The organism is Thermodesulfobium narugense DSM 14796, assembly GCF_000212395.1.
GTDB classification, from domain to species: Bacteria; Thermodesulfobiota; Thermodesulfobiia; order Thermodesulfobiales; family Thermodesulfobiaceae; genus Thermodesulfobium; species Thermodesulfobium narugense.
In genome coordinates, this window is the sequence record NC_015499.1 from 208,484 (window position 1) to 227,637 (window position 19,154).

Consider the following 19,154-nt stretch of genomic DNA (forward strand, 5'->3'; position numbering starts at 1 on the left):
GATACATAAAAGGAGTATAAATTTGGACAATATAAGAAATTTTTCGATAATAGCTCACGTAGATCACGGCAAATCGACCCTTGCTGATAGGATATTGGTTAAGTCAAAGATAGTAAACGAAAGAAAGCTCGTTCCCCAGATGCTCGATAACATGGATATTGAGCGAGAAAGAGGTATAACAATTAAGGCAAGAACGGTAAGGCTTGATATTAATTGGAACGGGAAGGATTATATCTTAAATCTTATAGACACACCCGGTCACGTAGATTTTTCTTACGAAGTATCTAGGTCTCTCGCTGCATGTGAAGGGGCAATTTTGTTGGTTGATGCTACTCAGGGGATAGAAGCTCAGACTTTGGCGCATGGTCTTCTTGCTATAGAGCAAGATCTTGTTTTGATACCTGTAATAAACAAAGTAGATTTGCCTACTGCTGACGTTGGCGGGACAAAGAAAGAAATAATAGATGTCTTTGGCTTTAGCGAAGAAGAAATAATATTAGCCAGTGCAAAAGAGGGTAAGGGGATAGATGAAATAATTTCTGCAGTTATTGAAAGAATTCCTGCTCCAAAGGGAAACGCAGAAGAACCTTTATCTGCCTTGATCTTTGACTCACATTACGACTCTTATAGAGGCGTTGTTGCATATGTAAGAGTGTTTGAGGGTGAAATAAAAAAGGGGATAAATATAAAGCTTCACTCAACGGGGAAGATATTTGAAGTACAAGAAATTGGGTATTTTAGAATAGAGCCCGAGAAAACTGATACTTTAAGAGCAGGAGAAGTTGGATATGTAGCTGCGAATATAAAAAATATAGAAGATGCACGGGTAGGAGATACCATTGAGGAAGATAAAAGGCCCACAAAGAGGATTTTAAAGGGCTTTAAACCACCGCTATCAATGGTTTTTTGTGGGCTTTATCCTATAAATACAGATGAATACAATCTCTTGAAAGATGCAATTATGAAGCTAAAGTTAAACGATGCCTCACTTGTCTTTGAACCAGAAACCTCTGCAGCTTTAGGATTTGGTTTTAGATGTGGTTTTCTTGGAATGCTTCATATGGAAGTTACTATTGAGAGAATAAAAAGAGAATTTGATATCGATCTTATAATTACTCCTCCTTCAGTTGTTTTTGAAGCTGTAAAACAAAATAATGAAATAGTAAAGATTCATAATCCCTTGAAGATGCCAGATCCTGGCACAATTGTCTCTTTAAGAGAGCCGTATGTAAAGGTATCTATTTTCTCTCCTGCAGAATATATAGGTGCTATTATGGAGCTTTGTTCCAATAAAAGAGGAAACTATATAGACATGGAATATCTGGATGTAAAAAGGGTAATCATGAGATTTGAGATGCCTTTATCAGAGATAATTTTAGACTTTTTCCCTTTATTAAAAACTAAAACGAGAGGCTATGCATCTCTTGACTATGAATTTATTGGTTATAGAGAATCGGATCTTGTTAGGTTGGATATATTGGTTAATAGAGAAAAAGTGGATGCGCTCTCCTCGATAGTTCATAGAAGCAAGGCACAAGAAATCGGATCAAAAATTGTCTCTTCTTTAAAAAGATTAATTCCCAGACATATGTTTGAGATACCTATTCAGGCTGCAGTAGGTTCAAAAATTCTTGCCAGAGAAAACATTGCAGCAATGAAGAAAAATGTCTTACAAAAATGCTATGGGGGGGATATAACCCGTAAGAGAAAGCTCCTGGAAAAGCAAAAGGAAGGGAAAAAGAAGATGAAGATGTTAGGAGACGTTCAAATCCCACAAGAAGTGTTTTTTGAGATCTTGAAGAACTCTAGTGAACAAAAAAATTAGCTATTTTTTAGATGATTTTGAGCTAAATGATGATAACAGTCTAGGTATATACATACACGTCCCTTTTTGTGAAAAAAGGTGTAATTATTGTCACTTTTTTTCAAGAGCTTTAAAGCCAAATCAAATTGAAAAGTTCTTCGAGGCGCTACTTTTTGAAATAGAATACTATGAAAAAATCGACAGAAATCTATTTGAGAGAACATTTGTTGACAGCATATATTTTGGTGGTGGAACGCCTTCTATAGTAAAGCCCGAATTATTAAAAAGCTTAATTAAGATACTTGACTCTAAATTTAATTTAAAGAACCCAGAAATTACTCTTGAAGCTCATCCAAAATCCTTTGTAGAGAATTATAGAGATAAAAATGATTTGTTTTTTAACAGGTTGAGTCTTGGGGTAGTTTCCTTTGAAGAAAAAGAGCTCTTAAGTCTTAGTAGAGAAAATTTTGGTTATTCAGCACTGATATTAGCAAAAGAGCTTGGTATTGAAAACGTTAACGTCGACCTATTGATAGGAATACCTGGTCAAAATTTGATTTCATTTAAGAAGTCATTAAACATCGTTTGTCAATTTGATAACGTAAAAGGCATATCCATCTATCCTCTTGAAGCTGACTTTGTTGAGCCTGACGAAATAGTACTTGAGCTTATGAGTTATTCTGAAGAGTACTTGGATAAAATGGGATATTTAAGATATGAAATTGCTAACTGGGCAAAGTCTGACTTCTTTTGCAGACACAATTTGAAGTATTGGAAGTATATGAACTTTTTGTCATTTGGGCCTTCGTCTTCATCAAAAATTGGAAAACGTAGGTTTAAAAGGTCTTCAAACTTAGATGACTATTTGGATAAAAAATTTTCTTTAGAGGAGGATATAGAACTTTCAGAAAAGGATCTGTTTTTTGAGAAAATAATGATGGGATTCAGATTGATGGAAGGAATCAAAGTTTCAGAATTAAAGAATAAATTTGACGAGAGGCTTGTAGAAGATTTTTTAATAAAAATAAAAAAGTTTGATGAACTTGTTAAAATAGAAAAGGATAGAGTTTTTCTTACAAGGAAAGGTATTATTTTTATGAACAACTTTCTGGTAGAATTAATGCCTGATTAAATAGTTTTTTTGAATTTAAAAAATTTCTAAGATCTTGCATGAGGTGTTATATTGTTAAGTGATAAAGATGGTCTTTCAGAGGGAATGATTTTAAAATCGAGAGTACCTCATGTTTGTGGTTCAAATTTGTGGACCATTATTTATCTTGGATCTGATATAGTTCTCAGATGCAATAATTGTTCAACTGTGGTAATGGTTCCAAGAAAAAAGTTGTTTAGAAAATTTAGAAAGATATAGTAAAAGTATTTGGAGGAAAAGAATGGTTAAATTAGCAGATTTTAACAAAGAATACAATGAACTAAAGGATGAGATAGATAGGGAAGTATTGAAAGTATTAGATAGCGGATCATATATAATGGGAAAGGATGTAAGAGAACTAGAAGCTAAACTTTCCAATTATCTTGGTATGAAAGCTTATACAGTTGCTTCCGGAACAGATGCACTTTTAATTGCACTTAGAGCTGCTTCTATTGGGCATGGAGATGAAGTTATAACCACCCCATTTACTTTTGTCGCTACTGCAAGCACTATAACTTTTGTTGGAGCTAAACCAGTTTTTGTCGATATTGACGAAGAGACCTTTAACATAAACCCTAAATTAATTGAAGAGAAGATTACACAGAAGACGAAAGCTATTTTACCAGTGCATCTTTTTGGACACAGCGCTGATATGGACGAGATATTGAGAATTGCAAAAAAGTATAATTTATTAGTAATAGAAGATAATGCCCAGGCATTTGGTTCATTTTACAAGGGTAAAAAGACTGGATCAATAGGAGATATTAGTGCACTTTCATTTTTTCCCACAAAAAATTTGGGCGCTTATGGGGATGGCGGCGCGGTATTTGCAAAGGACGAAGAAATTTGTGAAAAAATTGATATGCTTAGATCTCATGGGAGTAAAAAGAAATATTTACATGAAATTATAGGATATAACTCAAGACTAGATACCATTCAGGCTGCAATTTTGAACGTAAAGTTAAAGTATTTTGAGGATTTTATAGAAAAAAAGAGGAAATTAGCTAGTATCTATCTTGAAGAACTTAAGGGAGTAGTCAAACTTCCTGTAGAAAAAGAAAATTGTTATCACACCTACCATCAATTTACCATCAGAGTGAAGAATAGAGATGAGCTTTCTTTAGATTTATCCTCGAACAATATACAATCAGCTGTTCACTATCCATTGCCCCTTCATCTTCAAAAGGCTTTCAATTATCTTGGTTACAAAGAAGGTTCTTTCCCAGTGGCAGAAAGGGTATCAAAAGAAGTTCTTTCCCTTCCTATCTTTCACACATTAAGCGAGGAGGAAATATATAGAGTTTGTCAGGTTATAAAAAACAGATAAAAATTGAATTTGAAGGTAAACATATAAAATGCTTGGTTTTGAAAAGGAACCGTCTTTTTGTGTTTGCCGAAAAGCGAAACGAAAATGTCCTGTGATCTGCCTAGATACAGATGGAGAAAGCCCTTATTTGAAAATATTTTAGACAAAAGTGTTTATGGGTATGTAAGATATATTCTTGAAAACAGACAATTATCAGAAAGCCACATTGAAAGATTTTTAAGTATTTCTATTGACAATTTTGATCCCAAGTTTGAAAACGATCGCGTAGAGAGGGCCATACACATTTTTAAAAATATGATCAATGCTGACGAACCTATTGGTATCTTTGGGGATTATGATGCTGATGGGGTGACTTCTGTAGCAATCCTTTGTAGTTTTCTATCTTATCTGGGGAAAAAGTTTATATTTAAACTTCCGACAAGAGATGAGGGCTATGGTATTAGGGTAGAAGTTTTAGAATTTTTTAAAGATATGGGCATAAATAATATCGTTGTTTTAGATTCAGGCTCAAATTCAAGAGAAGTATGGCAGACTGCAAGAAAAATGGGCCTTAACTTGCTTTATCTGGATCACCATGAGATTCTTTGCGATCTAGAAAAGGACCTAAACCTTATAAACCCTCATTTGTGGAATGGAGATCTACTTTGCAGTGCGGGTGTGATATTCAGGTTTCTGATGCTATTAGATATCTTCAAGAACTGTTGTGAAATATTTCCTACCTTGTTAGAGTTGGCTACTATTGGAACAGTTGGAGATTCTATAGAACTACTTGGAGACAGCAGAATTATTGTAAAATTAGGCTTAAATCAATTAAAAAACAGCACAATTCCAGGAATAGTAAATTTTTTTAATATCAAAATGCCTTATATTTCCATTGAGGATCTAATGTTTTATCTGGTCCCCCTGATAAATTCTGCTGGAAGAGTTGGGAAACCTGATCTGGCTTTGAGTTTCTTGCTTGAAAAAAATTTTCACAAATCAATTGAAAAATGTAATCTTTTAGAATCTTTAAATCAAAAGAGAAAATCTATTCAGAGTCAGTTTTTCTCTATCTGCATGAGTATTTTGAATGAAAGCTTATACTCTCCACATGTGCACTTTATGAGATTGGACAACTGTCCTAAGGGGATAATCGGTCCTCTTGCATCTAGACTTGCGTGTTCTTATAAAAAGCCATTTTTTCTTTGTTCTGGAGAACAATTGTTATACGGATCAGGGAGAAGTCCTGGAAATGATATAGATTTGATAGAATTATACAATCAAATAAAGTCAGAATATCCAGCTATAAACGAACACTTTGTAAATTTTGGCGGTCATCAAGGTGCTGTTGGTTTCACAATAAAAAAAGATGCCTTTCCTGAGATAAAAAAAAGATTTGAAAGGTTTAGAATAAGAGAAAGCATACCATTTTTAAATATTGATATAATTTTTGATGGTTTCTCAATTGACGATAACTTTTTTAGAGCCTTAAAGGCTATGACCCCTTTTGGATTTGGTAACCAGAAGGTTTTAGTATGTACTAAAGGGATTGCATTTAACAATCTCGAAAGTAGCATAGATTATTCAGAAGTTGTAGTTTTTAGACACTATAATAATATAAGGTGGATAATAAAAAATAATAGACAGATTTTAAAGGATTTGCTTAACGCAAAATTTGACGTTGTTTGGGAAGCAAAAGTTAAGAACGATGGAATTGACTTTGAATTTTTGGACGCAAAAGTAGTTTTTTTGGAATGTTGTTAGCTAGACTTTGAGAGGAAAAGATTATTATTATGTCAATAAATCAAGAAAAGAAATTAGATACTTTAAAAAATCCCTCAGATGAAAAGGAATCTCTTAATAATCTGAGTGGTGACTTAGCTGTTGGTAACTGTGGTTCAGATACTGAAATTTTATCAGAGAACGGACTCAGTTTAGAAGGTCTGTTTTCTAATTTTCCTGCTCTAAAAGGTCTGTTAGACGGTTTTGATGAATCTGAGAGAGAATTTTTATTAAGGTGTTTTACTTTTGCTTGTGCCAGACACGGCGACCAAAGGAGATTATCAGGCGAGCCTTACATATATCACCCTCTTAGCGTTGCGTTGATACTTAAAGACGTTGGGATGGACTATAGATGTTTGGGTGCTGCGCTTTTACATGACGTCCTTGAGGATACACAGACAACACCTGAAGAAATAAAAACAAATTTTGGTGAGGATATCTTAATTCTTGTAGATGGGGTAACAAAACTTGGAAAACTAAGGTTTAAATCTCCGAGAGAGAGACAAGCTGAGTCTTTTAGGAAGATGTTTGTGGCTATGGCAAAGGATATTAGGGTTGTTGTAATAAAGTTAGCCGACAGACTCCACAACATGAGAACCCTTGAAATTCTTGCCAGCGAGAAAAAAGAACATATAGCAAATGAGACTCTTAAGATATTCGCACCCTTAGCTCACAGGCTGGGGATGTGGGCTATCAAAAGCGAATTAGAAGACCTTGCCTTATATTATCTTGATAGGGATATGTTTAACCATATTTTGATGTATATGGAAGCAAACATTAACAATCACGTTAATTTTTTGTCGAAAATAGAAGGCATATTACAGGAGAGCTTTCAAAAGGAATTAAACTGTAATTTTAAAATAAAAAGAAGAAAAAAGCACATTTATAGCGTTTATCAGAAACTTAAGAGAACTAATAAAAATATTGATGATATTTATGACATATTTGGTTTAAGGATAATAATAGGAGAAGATGTAGAGGGAGAAGATCCATATATCAGCAGTTGTTATCACGTTCTTGGGATTATTCACTCTTTGTTTCCTCCTATTCCGGGTAGATTTAAAGACTTTATTGCAGCACCTAAACCCAATAATTATCAATCGCTTCATACTACTGTATTGGGTCCTGGAGGAGTTAGGGTTGAGATCCAGATTCGAACAGCCAGAATGGATAGGATTGCAGAAGTTGGTGTGGCAGCACACTGGCTTTATAAGGAAAGGAAAACTAGTTCAATTAGAGATATAAACGAGCTAAAACTTATATGGCTCAGACAACTTCTTGAGTGGCAAAGTGACATAAAGGGCGCAGAATTTATGGATATGGTTGAATCGAGCTTCAACGAAGAAGAGATCTTTGTTTTTACGCCGCAAGGAGACATATTGGATCTTGAAGCTGATTCAACTCCAATAGATTTTGCCTATAGAATTCATACAGAAGTTGGTAATAAGTGTATTGGTGCAAAGGTCAACTCTAAAATGGTGGCACTAAATACCCCCCTTCAAACAGGAGATGTTGTAGAGATTGTAACTTCAAAGAATGCAAAGCCACACCTTTCGTGGTTAAACTTTGTAAAAACGAGTTTGGCAAGGCAAAGGATCAAAAGTTATTTTAAAAAGGAACACAAGAACGAAGCAGTTTTAGAGGGCAGACAAAAAATATTAAAGGAATTGTCCAGGCTAAATATAGTCATAGAGGAAAATCAAAGACAGAATCTAATTCTTGAGGTTGCAAAAAAGTTTAACTTTACTTCTACTGATGATCTTTTGGCAGCAGTTGGGTTTGAAGACATATCCGCGCACAGCGTTGTAAACAAGATTAAAGATATGATTGTGAAACCTGAGGAGACCCTGCCTGCTTTTAAAGCGAAAGAAGTAACAAAGAAAAAGGATGATGTGATAAAAATAGGAGATATTGGCGGGCTGGAAGTTACTTTTGCTAAGTGTTGTGGCCCTGTTCCGGGTGATAAAATAAAGGGCTATGTAAGTCGTGGAAGAGGTTTAATAGTTCATAGAGAAAACTGTCCAAACCTTTTGAAGCAGATTGCCAGAGAAGGTAATGATAGAATAGTAGACTTAAATTGGAACAACCAACTAAAAGCAGAATCTTACGAAAGTTATATGATAGTTGAAGGCACAGACAGAGTGGGATTTATGAAAGACGTTCTTATCAGAGTTGCCAGCCTAAATGTAAATGTGGTGAAGGCTTCTGTAAATACTAATAAGGCAAAGAAAAAGGTTTACATGATCTTGGAAGTTCAATTAAAGGATAACCTTGAGAGAGACAGATTGATAAAGGAGCTTAGAGAAGTTCCGGATGTAATAGATGTAAGGCAAAGGGGAGAAATTAGTTAGTGTTTTTAATTAAAGAACTAAACCTGGAAGATATTCCTGAACTTCCTGGAGTGTATATGTTTTTTTCAAAGGAAAAAAAACCTTTGTATGTAGGCAAGGCGATAAATCTGTTGAACAGATTAAGAAATTATTTAAAGAGCAAATCACATGATCAAAAAACTGCCTTAATGTTAAGCGAAGCAAGCTATTTGGATTTTATAATTGTAAGGAATGAGTATGAAGCCCTTATTCTTGAAATGACCCTTATAAAAGAAAAAGTTCCAAAGTATAACGTTCAATTAAGAGACAACAAATCATATCCCTATATAAAAATAGATTTTAACGAAGATTTTCCAGCTTTAGAACTGTTTAGGGGAAAACCAAGGGGAGAAAAGAACGTCTTATATATAGGCCCATATCCTGATGGTTCAAATTTGAGAAGTCTTTTAAGATACATTAATAACGTTCTTCCCTTGAGAAAATGCTCAAAAAGTACCTTTAAGAATGCAAAATCTTTTTGTATAAGATACCAGATGAAGCAATGTTTGGCTCCTTGTGTTGGATTAGCCAATAAAGAAGAATATAAAAAGATGCTTATGATAGCAAAGGATTGGCTTTCAGGAGATCTAGAGAGAGTTAAAAAAGATCTTGTAAGGGAGATAGAAAGATTTTCTAGTGAAGAAAATTTTGAACAGGCGGCACGGCTTAGAGATAGCCTTTCTTATATAGAGTCATTCTCAGATATAAAAATTATAGACCCTCAAGGGAAGCTGAATGCTGATGCAGTTTATATCAATAAATTGGGAGATATATCCCTTGTTCAAGTAAGACACGGCCTTGTTTCAGCTAATATAATAAAAAGAATGGTTAACGTTGAGCCAGCAAATATACATGATGCAATGTTATTTTTTCTTTACGACTTTTATTCTAATATAGAGCCAGGGAAAATTGTCTTTATAAACGTCTTTCTTGATGAAATTGATCTGATTGAAAGATTTTTGGAAGAAAGGTGGGGAAAAAAACGAAAAATAAAAGTTATAGATGAAGAATTTCTTCAGGGCACAGATCTTTCTGAAAAAGGTAAATCTAAGGCGAGCGCTAAGTATATAGAGATCTTGAAAATTGCAAAGGAGAATTTATTTGCAAAAGATAAGATAAACGTTTTTAGGGCAGGTTTCGAGAGGCTTTCAGAGATATTCGAAAGAAAAATTTCATTAGCTTATGCTTTGGATATTGCACATTTTCAAGGAGAAGCTACTGTGGCGGGTTTATCTGCTGCTGATGAAAGAGGATTGAGGAAAAGATATTATAGACGAGTGAGACTCACAGACAACAGCATGGATGATTATGCCTCTATAATACAAGCCTTAAAAATCTTGTTTAAAAGCAAGATAGAATCAGATTTGTTATTGATTGATGGTGGAATAGGCCAATTAGATGCGGCGCTTAAAAGCTTGAAAGATTCTTCTTCTATTGTAATATCATTGGCAAAGGAGGAAGAGATAATTTATTTGCCGGATAAAAGAATTCTAAGACTTCCAAAGAATGACTATGCCTTAAGGGCCTTGATGTATCTAAGAGATGAAGCTCACAGATTTGCCAACGAATATAGAAAGCATGTCTTTTCTAAAGCTAGGAAACCACTAAATAATTTTAAGACTTAAGTATGAAAAGATATTTCGCTTTCTCTTTAGATTTTTAAAAAGTACAGTCTCAATTGAAAGAGGAAAAAAGGATTTGCATTTTGTCTTAATATGAGTTCAAAACTGCTGTGATAAAATAAATTGTTTAGAGATTTTTAGATTTATCTTAATATTTTTTAAAATTTTATCCAGGAGGTTATTCGTGCTGAAACTTATGAGGTCTGGTAAATTTATCTTTTTTGTAACTGTTATATTGGTAGCTGTTTTTGTTCTAACCTCTGTAATATTATTTTTACCTGTAATTCCAAGGTGAGATGAAGCGCTATATTGTTTTCTCTTTTTTCTTTTCTATTTTTCTTTTGACATTTATTTTGCCCTATGCACTCGGACAATCTAATAGTGTTGTTGAACAAAAGAGGAGTGAATTAGAAAACATAAGGTCTCAAATTGAAGAAAAAAGAGCAATCTTAAATCAACTAAAACAACAAGAAAACTCAATTATAGGTCAAATAGATCTAATTGATGCGAATTTAGATCTTAAAGAAACTGAGTTAAAGGATGTAAATTATAGGTTGAATCTTTTACAACAAAAGATTCAAGATACTAACTTTCAAATTAACTATCAAAGAAAAGTTACTCAAGAAAAAGAAACTCAAGTTGCAAACAGATTGAGATCAATTTATATGATGCAAGAGCTCCCCTTTTTTGACATTATTCTTTCAATGAACAATAACGTTAATGATTGGTTTGAAACTTTTTTCATTTTTGAGAGGATTGCGTCTCAAGATAAGGAAGTCCTTAATCAGTATAATATTGCAATGGAAAACCTAAATAGACTTTTGAAGACTCAAGAAGAAGAGAAGTCAAAAGCTCTAGAACTCAAAAACGATCTCGAACAAAAGAAACAAGAAATTGTTGCCCAAAGAAATGAGAGACAAGCCATACTAAGGAATATAATGAGTAATAGAGCTTCTTATGAAGCAGCTGAGGCTGAATTGCAGGCAAAATCTCAGGAGATAGAAGCTTTTTTGAGAAGTTTGAGTTCAAGTCCACGCGTAGGAAGCGGTAAATTTATATGGCCAGCATCAGGTCCTATTACCTCCCCTTTTGGTCCAAGATTTGATCCATATCTACATGTTCAGAGTTTTCACACAGGAATTGATATCGGGGCAGAATATGGTTCTCCCATAGTAGCTGCAGATGGTGGGCGCGTTGTTTACTCTGGGTGGTATGACGGTTATGGCAAGGCTATTATTATAGATCATGGAGGAGGAGTGTCTACGCTTTATGCTCACGCAAGCAGATTAGTTGCGTATGTTGGTGAAAACGTTAGACAAGGGCAGGTTATTGGATATGTTGGGGATACTGGCTATGCAACTGGTCCTCACCTTCATTTTGAGATAAGAATTAATGGGAAACCTGTTAACCCACTGTTATACCTGCCATAAGATATAATTAATCTTGCTTTTCTAACTGATAGATCGTATTTTAGGAGCCTTTGGAGGTGCATTTTGCAGGAGTTTTATTTTCCTAAATTTAAGGTTATTGAATTAAAGAACTTTCTTAAAATTGTTTTAATTCCAGTTTTTGAGTCTAACAGTATAGTTACTTCTTTGTATCTAAAGGTTGGAAGTGCACTAGAAGATAACGACACTAATGGATTGTCACATTTTCTTGAACACTTATTATTTAAAGGAACAAAAAAGAGAAGCGCATATGAAATATTTTGTGATATTGAAAGCGTCGGCGGCGAGATAAATGCTGCTACTTCCAGTGAATATACAGTTTTTTATACTTATCTTCCATATGATTCTTTAGAGTTGTCTCTCGATATGATCTCAGATATTGTTTTTCATCCTGTTTTTCCTGTAGAAGAAGTAAACAAGGAGCGTCTTGTAGTATTAGAAGAGATGAAAAGATCCTACGATAGGATACCAAGCTGGAATTTTAATAACTTTTTGAAAAAATCATTTCCTGATAGCACTTTGGGTTTTCCAATAATTGGTAGAGAAGAGATAATTTCTAATATTGAATACGAAAGGATTATAGAGTTTTATAAAAAATTTTATGTGCCTAGCAATTCAATTTTAGTAGTCTCTGGAAGATTTGATGAGAAAGAGGTTCTTGAGTTATCAGAGAAATACTTTGGAGACCTGCCTGATAAAGAAAAAATTGTTTTTGATTATTCTGTAGATGCATTTCCCGATAAGGTCTTTTTTGTGGAAAAAAGAAGGGATATAAAACAGGCTAGTTTGATTTATGGTTTCAGAACAAATGGTTACAAGGAAAAAGAAAGAATTATTTTTGATATAGTTGATGCATATTTGGGTTCTGGAGGAAGCTCTGTGTTATTTCAGGAAATAAGAGAAAAAAGAGGTCTTGCTTATGATATTTCTACTTTTAATTATGTATTTAAAAAGGCATCTGTGTTTGGTGTAATTTCAGGACTTAATCAAAAATATCTGGATGAAGCTATTGAAGTTATTAGAAGAGAAATCGAAAAGTTAAAGATAGATGGAATAGATGAAAAGGAGCTTTCAAGGTTAAAGAGACTTTTGAGAGGGCGCTATTTGTTGGATTTTGAAACGAATTTCAAGATTTCCAGTTTGATAGGAAAACATATATTGTTTGACGAAATAGACTATCTTATGTCTTACCTTGAGAAACTGGATAAAATTTCTCCTAAAGAAATTTTAGAAGTTATTAACGAGTCTTTTGATTTCAATAGAGAAATTATATGTCTAATAAAAAAAGAATAACTACACTTCTTCTCCCATCATATAATGAGAGAGAACGCTTGTGATGTAAACTTTTGTTTTTAATCCTTGATCGAGTTTGTTTCTTTTTTTAAAAATAACTATTTGATGTCCCTTTGTTCTTGATGATATAAAGCCTTTCTTTTTCTTGTCTTCTCCTCTTATGAGAACGTCTAACACTTCATTTAAATACTGTTTTCTAAAATTAAGTGAGATTTCCTCAGCCTTTTTTATTAGGATATTTGCCCTCTGGGCCTTTTCCTGATATGAAATATTATCTTCAAATTTTGATGCGGGAGTAAAGGGTCTTTTTGAATATATTGCTATGTTTACGGTATCGTATTTAAATTCTTCTATTGCATTTATAGTGTCTTGGAAGTCTTTTTCTGTTTCTCCTGGAAATCCCACAATAAAATCTGATGTTATAACTGCATCGGGTATTATTTCTCTTATCATATTTATAGAATTTCTATATTGTTCGACACTATATTTCCTGTTCATCAGCTTTAAAATTCTATCAGAGCCTGATTGCATAGGAATGCTAAAATAATTACATAAATTGTCATATGACGCTATAGTTTCTAATAGTTCTTTTGTGATCATGGAAGGATAGCTTGTTATGCATTTGAACCATAAATTTGGAAATTTTTTTGCGCTGAGTTCTAAGAGTTCTTTGAGAGAGGAACCAATATCCTTCCCATAAGAATCACAGTTCTGGCCAAGATATATTATTTCTTTAAAGCCTTGCTTACTTCTTTGGGAAACTTCGTTTAATATGCTTTCAAGCGATCTACTTTTTTCTCTACCTCTTCCGTATGGAACAGCGCAATAAGTACAAAATTGATTGCACCCGCATGAAATTGGAAGATATGCACTGGGGAAATCGTATTGGTTCTCAGGAACGGGAATGCAATCTGGATTTGTTATAGACTCTTTTAGGTTGATGTAATTCGATCTCTCTATTATATGTTTTACAATTGTTTCAACATCTTCAAGAGATGCAGGGCTAAAGAGAACATCAATCTTTGGAAATCTTTCTAATATCTTTTCTCCCCATATTTTTGCCTGACAACCCCCAAGTGCAAAGCACTTTAATTTTCTTTCTTTTTTGTACTTCAAATACTTTCCTATTCTTGCTAGAGCTTTGTTTTCAGCATTTTCTCTTACTGCGCACGACAATAAGACTATTACTTCAGCATCCTCTGGATTTGATGGTAATAAACCATGCTTTAAAAAGAGAGAGGTAAAGACCTCTCCCTCATATTTGTTCATCTGACAACCCAAAACCTCAACAAAAAAGGTTTTGGGCAATTCGTTTACCTTAAGATTGGGGTCTTCGTGGTTCAACAATTAGTTTTACAGCTGTTTTGGCTTCACCTTGAATTTCTACATCAGCAAAAGCAGGTACGCAGATGAGATCTATTGCGCTGGGTGCAACGTAACCTCTAGCTATAGCTATTGCTTTTATTGCTTGGTTCACAGCTCCAGCACCTATAGCTTGTAGTTCTGCTCGCCCTTTTTCTCTTATTGTGTTTGCAAGGGCACCTGCTACAGCATTTGGATTTGATTTAGCACTGACCTTTAGTTCTGACATGCTATGACCTCCTTTTGTAAGTAGCGTTAAATTTTAAGATGAACGCTATAATACTTAATTTTCATAAAATTATAACCTGTTTGTCAAGTGGGTAATTATTAAACTTTAAACTTCTTAACTTCATCAGATATCTTTTCTGTATTTTCTATTAAAATTCTTGAAATTTCCTCAAACTCCTTAACTATTTTATCACTTTCTTCTGTGGTAGATGCGAGCTCTTCTGCAGAAGCTGATGACTCTTCCGATATTGCTGCAAGGCTTTCTATTTCGTTGGATATATCTTTTGATGATGCTGCCATCTCTTGCGCTGAAGCGGTATATTCTTCTGAGAGGGCAGCAAGGTTGCTGACGTTTACGTTTACAGTAGAGAGGTTGCTAATTAATTTCTCACTTATCTTTTCTCTTTGTTCTAACAACACATTTACTTTGTCTATAGAAGCAAGTATTGCCTGAAAAGTCTTTGACGTAGCTTCTGATGCCTCAAGTCCTGTAGTTACGTCACTTAGAGTCTCTTGCATTGAGTTCATCGCATTTCTTGTTTCTTTGTTGGTTTCGCCTATTATCAAGGCTATCTCATTTGCAGCTCTTTGAGATTCTTCTGCAAGCTTTCTTACTTCATCTGCTACTACAGCAAATCCTCTTCCAGCATCTCCTGCTCTTGCAGCCTCTATTGCAGCGTTTAAGGCTAAGAGGTTTGTTTGATCTGATATGCTAGATATCAAATCTACAATCTTACCTATATCTTCTGATCTCTTGCTAAGAGATTGGATAACTTCAGCTAATTTTTTCACAGATTCAAGGCTCTTGTGAGAACTCTCATTTGTTTTTGCCATAAGAAGGTTTCCATCCTGTGCCCTATCCTTCATTGTTATAGAAAGATCTGTAAGCTCTTTGTTGCTCTTTTTAGTCTCTTCCATAATAGAGTTTATCTGTTCTACCATCTGTGCAATCTGTTCTGTATTGTTTGCTTGTTCTTCTGCCCCCTTTGCAATTGCCTGAGTGGTGCTTGAGAAGGTATTTACTTTATTGGAAAGTGTTTGAGCTATCTTTGATATCTCTTCCGCTCCTCTTGCCGTATTTGAAGCTGCCTGAGAGACTTCTCCTGATGAACGAGATAGTATGGTAGCGTTTTCTTTTACTTTTTCAGATGCGCTTTGTAAGTCTGAGATAAGGCTCTTTAGCCCCTGTATAACAGATTTTGTATTTTCTGCCATCTTCTTGGTACTTTCTGAAAGAATGCCCAACTCTCCAAAGTAGTTGGTATTAATATCTACGTTAAGATCACCTTCTGAAAGCTTCTTGTTTACTTCTACTATCTCTGAAAGAGGTTTTGTAATGCTTCTTGATATGAACTTGAATATTATGAAGGATATTATAGAAACTATTATGATGGCTATAAATATTATTGTAAGAAGGCTATATAGTCCTGAGTAGAAATCAGAAGATGTGACTGGAATTAGCAATATCCAGCCGGTAGAAGGAATTCTGTCCCATACAAGCATCTTTTCCTGTCCAAGAAAAGTATATGTGCCAAATCCTGTAGGTTCACTTACTACCCTCTTGCCAAGCTCAGCAAGGGATGGAGTTATTAGTTTACTAACTTTTGTAATGTTTTCCTTCATAACCATCTCTTTTTTTGGCGGCATTACTATATATAGACCTGTTTTGTCGAGCAAAACTCCATATCCCGATTTGGCAAACTTTATATTTGACACCAGATCTTCTACGGTACTGAGCCTTATGTCCTCACCAATTAATCCTATTGGAGTGCCCGATGCATTTAGAATTGGAACCACAATGCTAAAAATTTTGCTCTGGTCGAGTCTATTTATGTATATAGGCGTGATGAATACTTTGCCAGTAGACATTACTGCTTTGAAGTAAGGCCTGTCTGATACGTTTATGTTTGGAATAATACCAGAATTTGCAACCACTTCACCTTTTTCATTCGCATAAAAAGTGTCATTTGCTTCTGGAAAAGAACCAAAGGTAGTTTTTAAGAATTCAAAAACTTTATTTTTGTCGCCACTTTGTAATACAGGATCTTTAGCTAAATTTGACAATGCTCCAATTTTATTCTCTATAAAGGTATTAATGCCGTTGCTAGCGGTCTTTGCGGTCTCTTGCATAGCTGCCATTGTTTGATCTTTTATGCTTTGTTTTATTACGAAATTAGAAACGAGCATAATAGAAACACCTAAAATTACTATTATTAGTATCATGCTAAAAGAAAGCCTTGAATTAATAGTGCTCCAGAGATTTAAGCTCCTCCTTTTACTTGGGTTTTTTTCTTGTTCTGAGTTCATTTTATCCTCCTTTAGGCTTTTATAAATTAAAACATTTGTTTAAAAAACTAAAATTAAAAGATATTGAGATATAATAATACAAATTTTTTTTATTACTAAAAATTTTTATATTATTATAATATGTTTTTAGAAATGTTCAAATAATTTTCTTAGTTATTTTATTTAAGGTAATATAAATGTACTTTTTTAGTTCTAATTAGAAATCTTTATTATAATTTATTTTTTTTATAAACTAATTGGAGTATTATAAAGCTAGACTTAACAATATTTGATAAGTTTTATATAATGAGTTAAAATTATAACAGATATAAATTATTTATATAGATTGGGGTCAATAACAATTAGTAATCATATGCGCATTAATAAGTTTCTAAGTTTTTCTGGACTAACTTCCAGGAGGAAGGCAGAGGATCTTATCTTGTCTGGAAAGGTGGAGGTTAATGACAAGGTTATTTCTGACCTCTCTTATAAGGTTGATCCTAATAAAGACGTTGTAAAGGTAAACGGCAGATTAGTTAAAATAAGAAAAAAAAGACATTATTTGCTTTTTTATAAACCAAGATGGGTTCTAACTGCTCTTGGGAAAGATCCTGGTGGTCTAAAAACGTTAGATGAGTATATTAAAGACTTGAAAATAAGACTTTTTCCTGCGGGGAGATTGGATTTTGACTCAGAAGGTTTGCTCCTTTTGACAGATGATGGGGATTTTGCTCATAAAATACATCATCCGTCTTTCGAAGTTGTAAAAAAATATCAAGTTTTGGTTAACCCTATATTTGATATAGTTGATAAAGAGAAGGTCCTTTCAGGTTGTGTTTTGATGGGGAAATATGTTAAACCAGATAGTTTTAAAATACTTAAAGATTTATCTGATGCCTCCTGGTTGGAAATAGCATTTCACGAAGGAATGAAACACCTTGTAAAGGAATATCTAAAAAAAATGGGATATAGCGTTAAAAGATTAATAAGAGTAGCGATTGGGGATTTTAGACTGACTGGAGTCCCAGGATCATATAGGTGGTTAAGCGAGGAAGAAGTTTCTAATTTCAAAAAAAGGTATTTTGGTGAGATGACTGGTGATAACGATGGAAAATATTAAATTTTTAAACCCATTAAAGGTAAACAAGACTATTGATATAGTTTATCTCATGTGCCCAATGCACATCGTTTCAATTAAAAAAGCTCTCAAAGAATTAAAAGAAGGGGAGATACTTGAGGTATTAAGCGATTTTTCTCATGCACTTGAAGATATACCAAATTGGTGCAAGATGTCAGGACATGAGTTTTTAGGAATTATAGAGGGCGACGATTACTTGAAATTTTATATTAGAAAATCTCAGGTCGATTCATTTAATGATCTATCTTGATTATTACTCTACTTCTCCAATAGAAGATGAAGTTTGTGAGGCAATGTATCCCTATTTGAAAGAAAGGTTCTTTAATCCTCTTTCGAAAAATAAAATGGGAGCAATGATAAAAGAAGAAATTGAAAAAGCAAGATCAAAAGTGGCTAAACTTATAAATGCAAGTGACGATGAGATTATATTTACTTCATCTGGTACAGAATCTAACAACGCTGTTATTAAGGGATTGTCATTTGCTTATGAGAAAAGAGGCAAACATATTATTACTTCAAAGTCTGAGCATCACTCGGTATTAAATCCGATGAGAAGTCTTGAAAGAATGGGATTTTATGTTACGTTTTTATCCCCTGACAAGCATGGCGAAATTAAGCCCTCTTCTGTGGAAAGCGCAATAAGGGATGATACAATGTTGGTTTCATTAAGTTTTGGCTCTGTTGATGTTGGGACTATAAACAACATAAAAGAAATAGCTAAAATCTTGAAAAAGAAAGATATCTTGTTTCACACTGATGCTGTTGCAGCAGTAGGTAACATGCATATAGACGTAAAGGATCTTGGTGTAGATTCATTATCATTTAGTTCTCATATTTTTGGCGGTCCTAAGGGAGTGGGCGGTTTTTATCTTAGAGATGGTTTAAGATTTATGCCATTAATTTATGGCGGTCCTCAAGAATTTGGCAAAAGAGCAGGCACAGAGAACGTTCCAGGAATAATTGGTACTGGGGTTGCAGCTGAATTGGCAATGCTTAATCTTGATAAAAGGACTGAAAAAAGAAATAAATTGGCATCTGAAATAAAAAAAATATTTTCTTTTGATGGTATAGAACTTGTCGGAAAAGATCCTGAAAGATTACCGGGACACCTTTCTTTTATCATAGATAAGGTCAAAAGTTCAGATATGATTTCTTATCTTGAATCATACGATATTTATGTCTCTAGTGGCTCGCCGTGCGTTTCTTACGCGCTTAAAGCTTCCCCAGTTCTTATGAGTATGGGATACACCTTTGAACAGGCATCAAGCATAATAACGCTATCAACTGGTCACAAAACTACTGAAGAAGAAGTAAACCTCTTTCTTGAAATTTTTGAAAGAGGGATCAAGAAGTTAAGAGGCTAGCT

General features: G+C 34.0%; 15 protein-coding genes. 12 read left to right on the forward strand and 3 right to left on the reverse strand.

Annotation, left to right across the window (positions count from 1 at the left end; all coding sequences use genetic code 11):
- Positions 1 to 16 precede the first annotated feature (16 nt).
- From lepA to THENA_RS01035, 9 genes are all read left to right on the forward strand, one after another.
- Positions 17 to 1,825, forward strand: coding sequence for a translation elongation factor 4 (gene lepA, locus THENA_RS00995; protein WP_041438160.1), 1,809 nt, complete (start codon positions 17 to 19; stop codon positions 1,823 to 1,825).
- The gene (locus THENA_RS01000; RefSeq protein ID WP_013755577.1) at positions 1,809 to 2,936 is read left to right on the forward strand and encodes a coproporphyrinogen-III oxidase family protein; all 1,128 of its coding nucleotides are present in this window, start codon (positions 1,809 to 1,811) and stop codon (positions 2,934 to 2,936) included. Before lepA ends, THENA_RS01000 begins: the two co-directional genes overlap by 17 nt.
- A 51-nt stretch (positions 2,937 to 2,987) precedes the next feature.
- Positions 2,988 to 3,173, forward strand: coding sequence for a DUF951 domain-containing protein (locus THENA_RS01005; RefSeq protein WP_013755578.1), 186 nt, complete (start codon positions 2,988 to 2,990; stop codon positions 3,171 to 3,173).
- A gap of 22 nt (positions 3,174 to 3,195) precedes the next feature.
- A complete protein-coding gene (locus THENA_RS01010) occupies positions 3,196 to 4,281 on the forward strand; it encodes a DegT/DnrJ/EryC1/StrS family aminotransferase (protein ID WP_013755579.1) in 1,086 nt (361 codons plus the stop codon).
- A gap of 63 nt (positions 4,282 to 4,344) precedes the next feature.
- Positions 4,345 to 6,024 carry a DHH family phosphoesterase gene (locus tag THENA_RS01015; RefSeq protein ID WP_013755580.1) on the forward strand — a complete coding sequence of 560 codons (1,680 nt, stop codon included), beginning with the start codon at positions 4,345 to 4,347 and terminating at the stop codon, positions 6,022 to 6,024.
- 29 nt (positions 6,025 to 6,053) lie between these two features.
- Complete coding sequence (locus THENA_RS01020; protein WP_013755581.1) at positions 6,054 to 8,393, forward strand: RelA/SpoT family protein; 2,340 nt, start codon at positions 6,054 to 6,056, stop codon at positions 8,391 to 8,393.
- Complete coding sequence (gene uvrC / locus THENA_RS01025; RefSeq protein WP_013755582.1) at positions 8,393 to 10,036, forward strand: excinuclease ABC subunit UvrC; 1,644 nt, start codon at positions 8,393 to 8,395, stop codon at positions 10,034 to 10,036. The genes THENA_RS01020 and uvrC overlap by 1 nt, the downstream gene beginning before the upstream one ends.
- A 293-nt stretch (positions 10,037 to 10,329) precedes the next feature.
- Entirely contained in the window at positions 10,330 to 11,463 is a 1,134-nt protein-coding gene (locus THENA_RS01030) for a murein hydrolase activator EnvC family protein (protein ID WP_013755584.1), read from the forward strand.
- 63 nt (positions 11,464 to 11,526) lie between these two features.
- A complete protein-coding gene (locus THENA_RS01035) occupies positions 11,527 to 12,774 on the forward strand; it encodes a M16 family metallopeptidase (protein WP_013755585.1) in 1,248 nt (415 codons plus the stop codon).
- On the opposite strand, the gene THENA_RS01040 is transcribed toward THENA_RS01035, so the two are convergent.
- The 3 genes from THENA_RS01040 to THENA_RS01050 all read right to left on the reverse strand — a co-directional run bounded on the left by THENA_RS01040 (position 12,775) and on the right by THENA_RS01050 (position 16,671).
- Positions 12,775 to 14,118, reverse strand: a complete 1,344-nt coding sequence (locus THENA_RS01040) for a MiaB/RimO family radical SAM methylthiotransferase (RefSeq protein WP_041437882.1) — start codon at positions 14,116 to 14,118, stop codon at positions 12,775 to 12,777.
- On the reverse strand, positions 14,093 to 14,365 hold the full coding sequence (locus THENA_RS01045) for a stage V sporulation protein S (protein WP_013755587.1): 273 nt from the start codon (positions 14,363 to 14,365) through the stop codon (positions 14,093 to 14,095). The genes THENA_RS01040 and THENA_RS01045 overlap by 26 nt, the downstream gene beginning before the upstream one ends.
- A 98-nt stretch (positions 14,366 to 14,463) precedes the next feature.
- Positions 14,464 to 16,671, reverse strand: coding sequence for a methyl-accepting chemotaxis protein (locus THENA_RS01050; protein ID WP_013755588.1), 2,208 nt, complete (start codon positions 16,669 to 16,671; stop codon positions 14,464 to 14,466).
- A 352-nt stretch (positions 16,672 to 17,023) separates the two neighbouring features.
- On the opposite strand from THENA_RS01050, the gene THENA_RS01055 reads away from it, so the two are divergent.
- The 3 genes from THENA_RS01055 to THENA_RS01065 are packed head-to-tail and all read left to right on the forward strand — an operon-like array spanning position 17,024 to position 19,152.
- Positions 17,024 to 17,770 carry a pseudouridine synthase gene (locus tag THENA_RS01055; protein WP_013755589.1) on the forward strand — a complete coding sequence of 249 codons (747 nt, stop codon included), beginning with the start codon at positions 17,024 to 17,026 and terminating at the stop codon, positions 17,768 to 17,770.
- Positions 17,757 to 18,038, forward strand: coding sequence for a sulfurtransferase TusA family protein (locus THENA_RS01060; protein ID WP_041437883.1), 282 nt, complete (start codon positions 17,757 to 17,759; stop codon positions 18,036 to 18,038). The genes THENA_RS01055 and THENA_RS01060 overlap by 14 nt, the downstream gene beginning before the upstream one ends.
- On the forward strand, positions 18,025 to 19,152 hold the full coding sequence (locus tag THENA_RS01065; protein WP_013755591.1) for a cysteine desulfurase family protein: 1,128 nt from the start codon (positions 18,025 to 18,027) through the stop codon (positions 19,150 to 19,152). Before THENA_RS01060 ends, THENA_RS01065 begins: the two co-directional genes overlap by 14 nt.
- Positions 19,153 to 19,154: the final 2 nt, after the last annotated feature.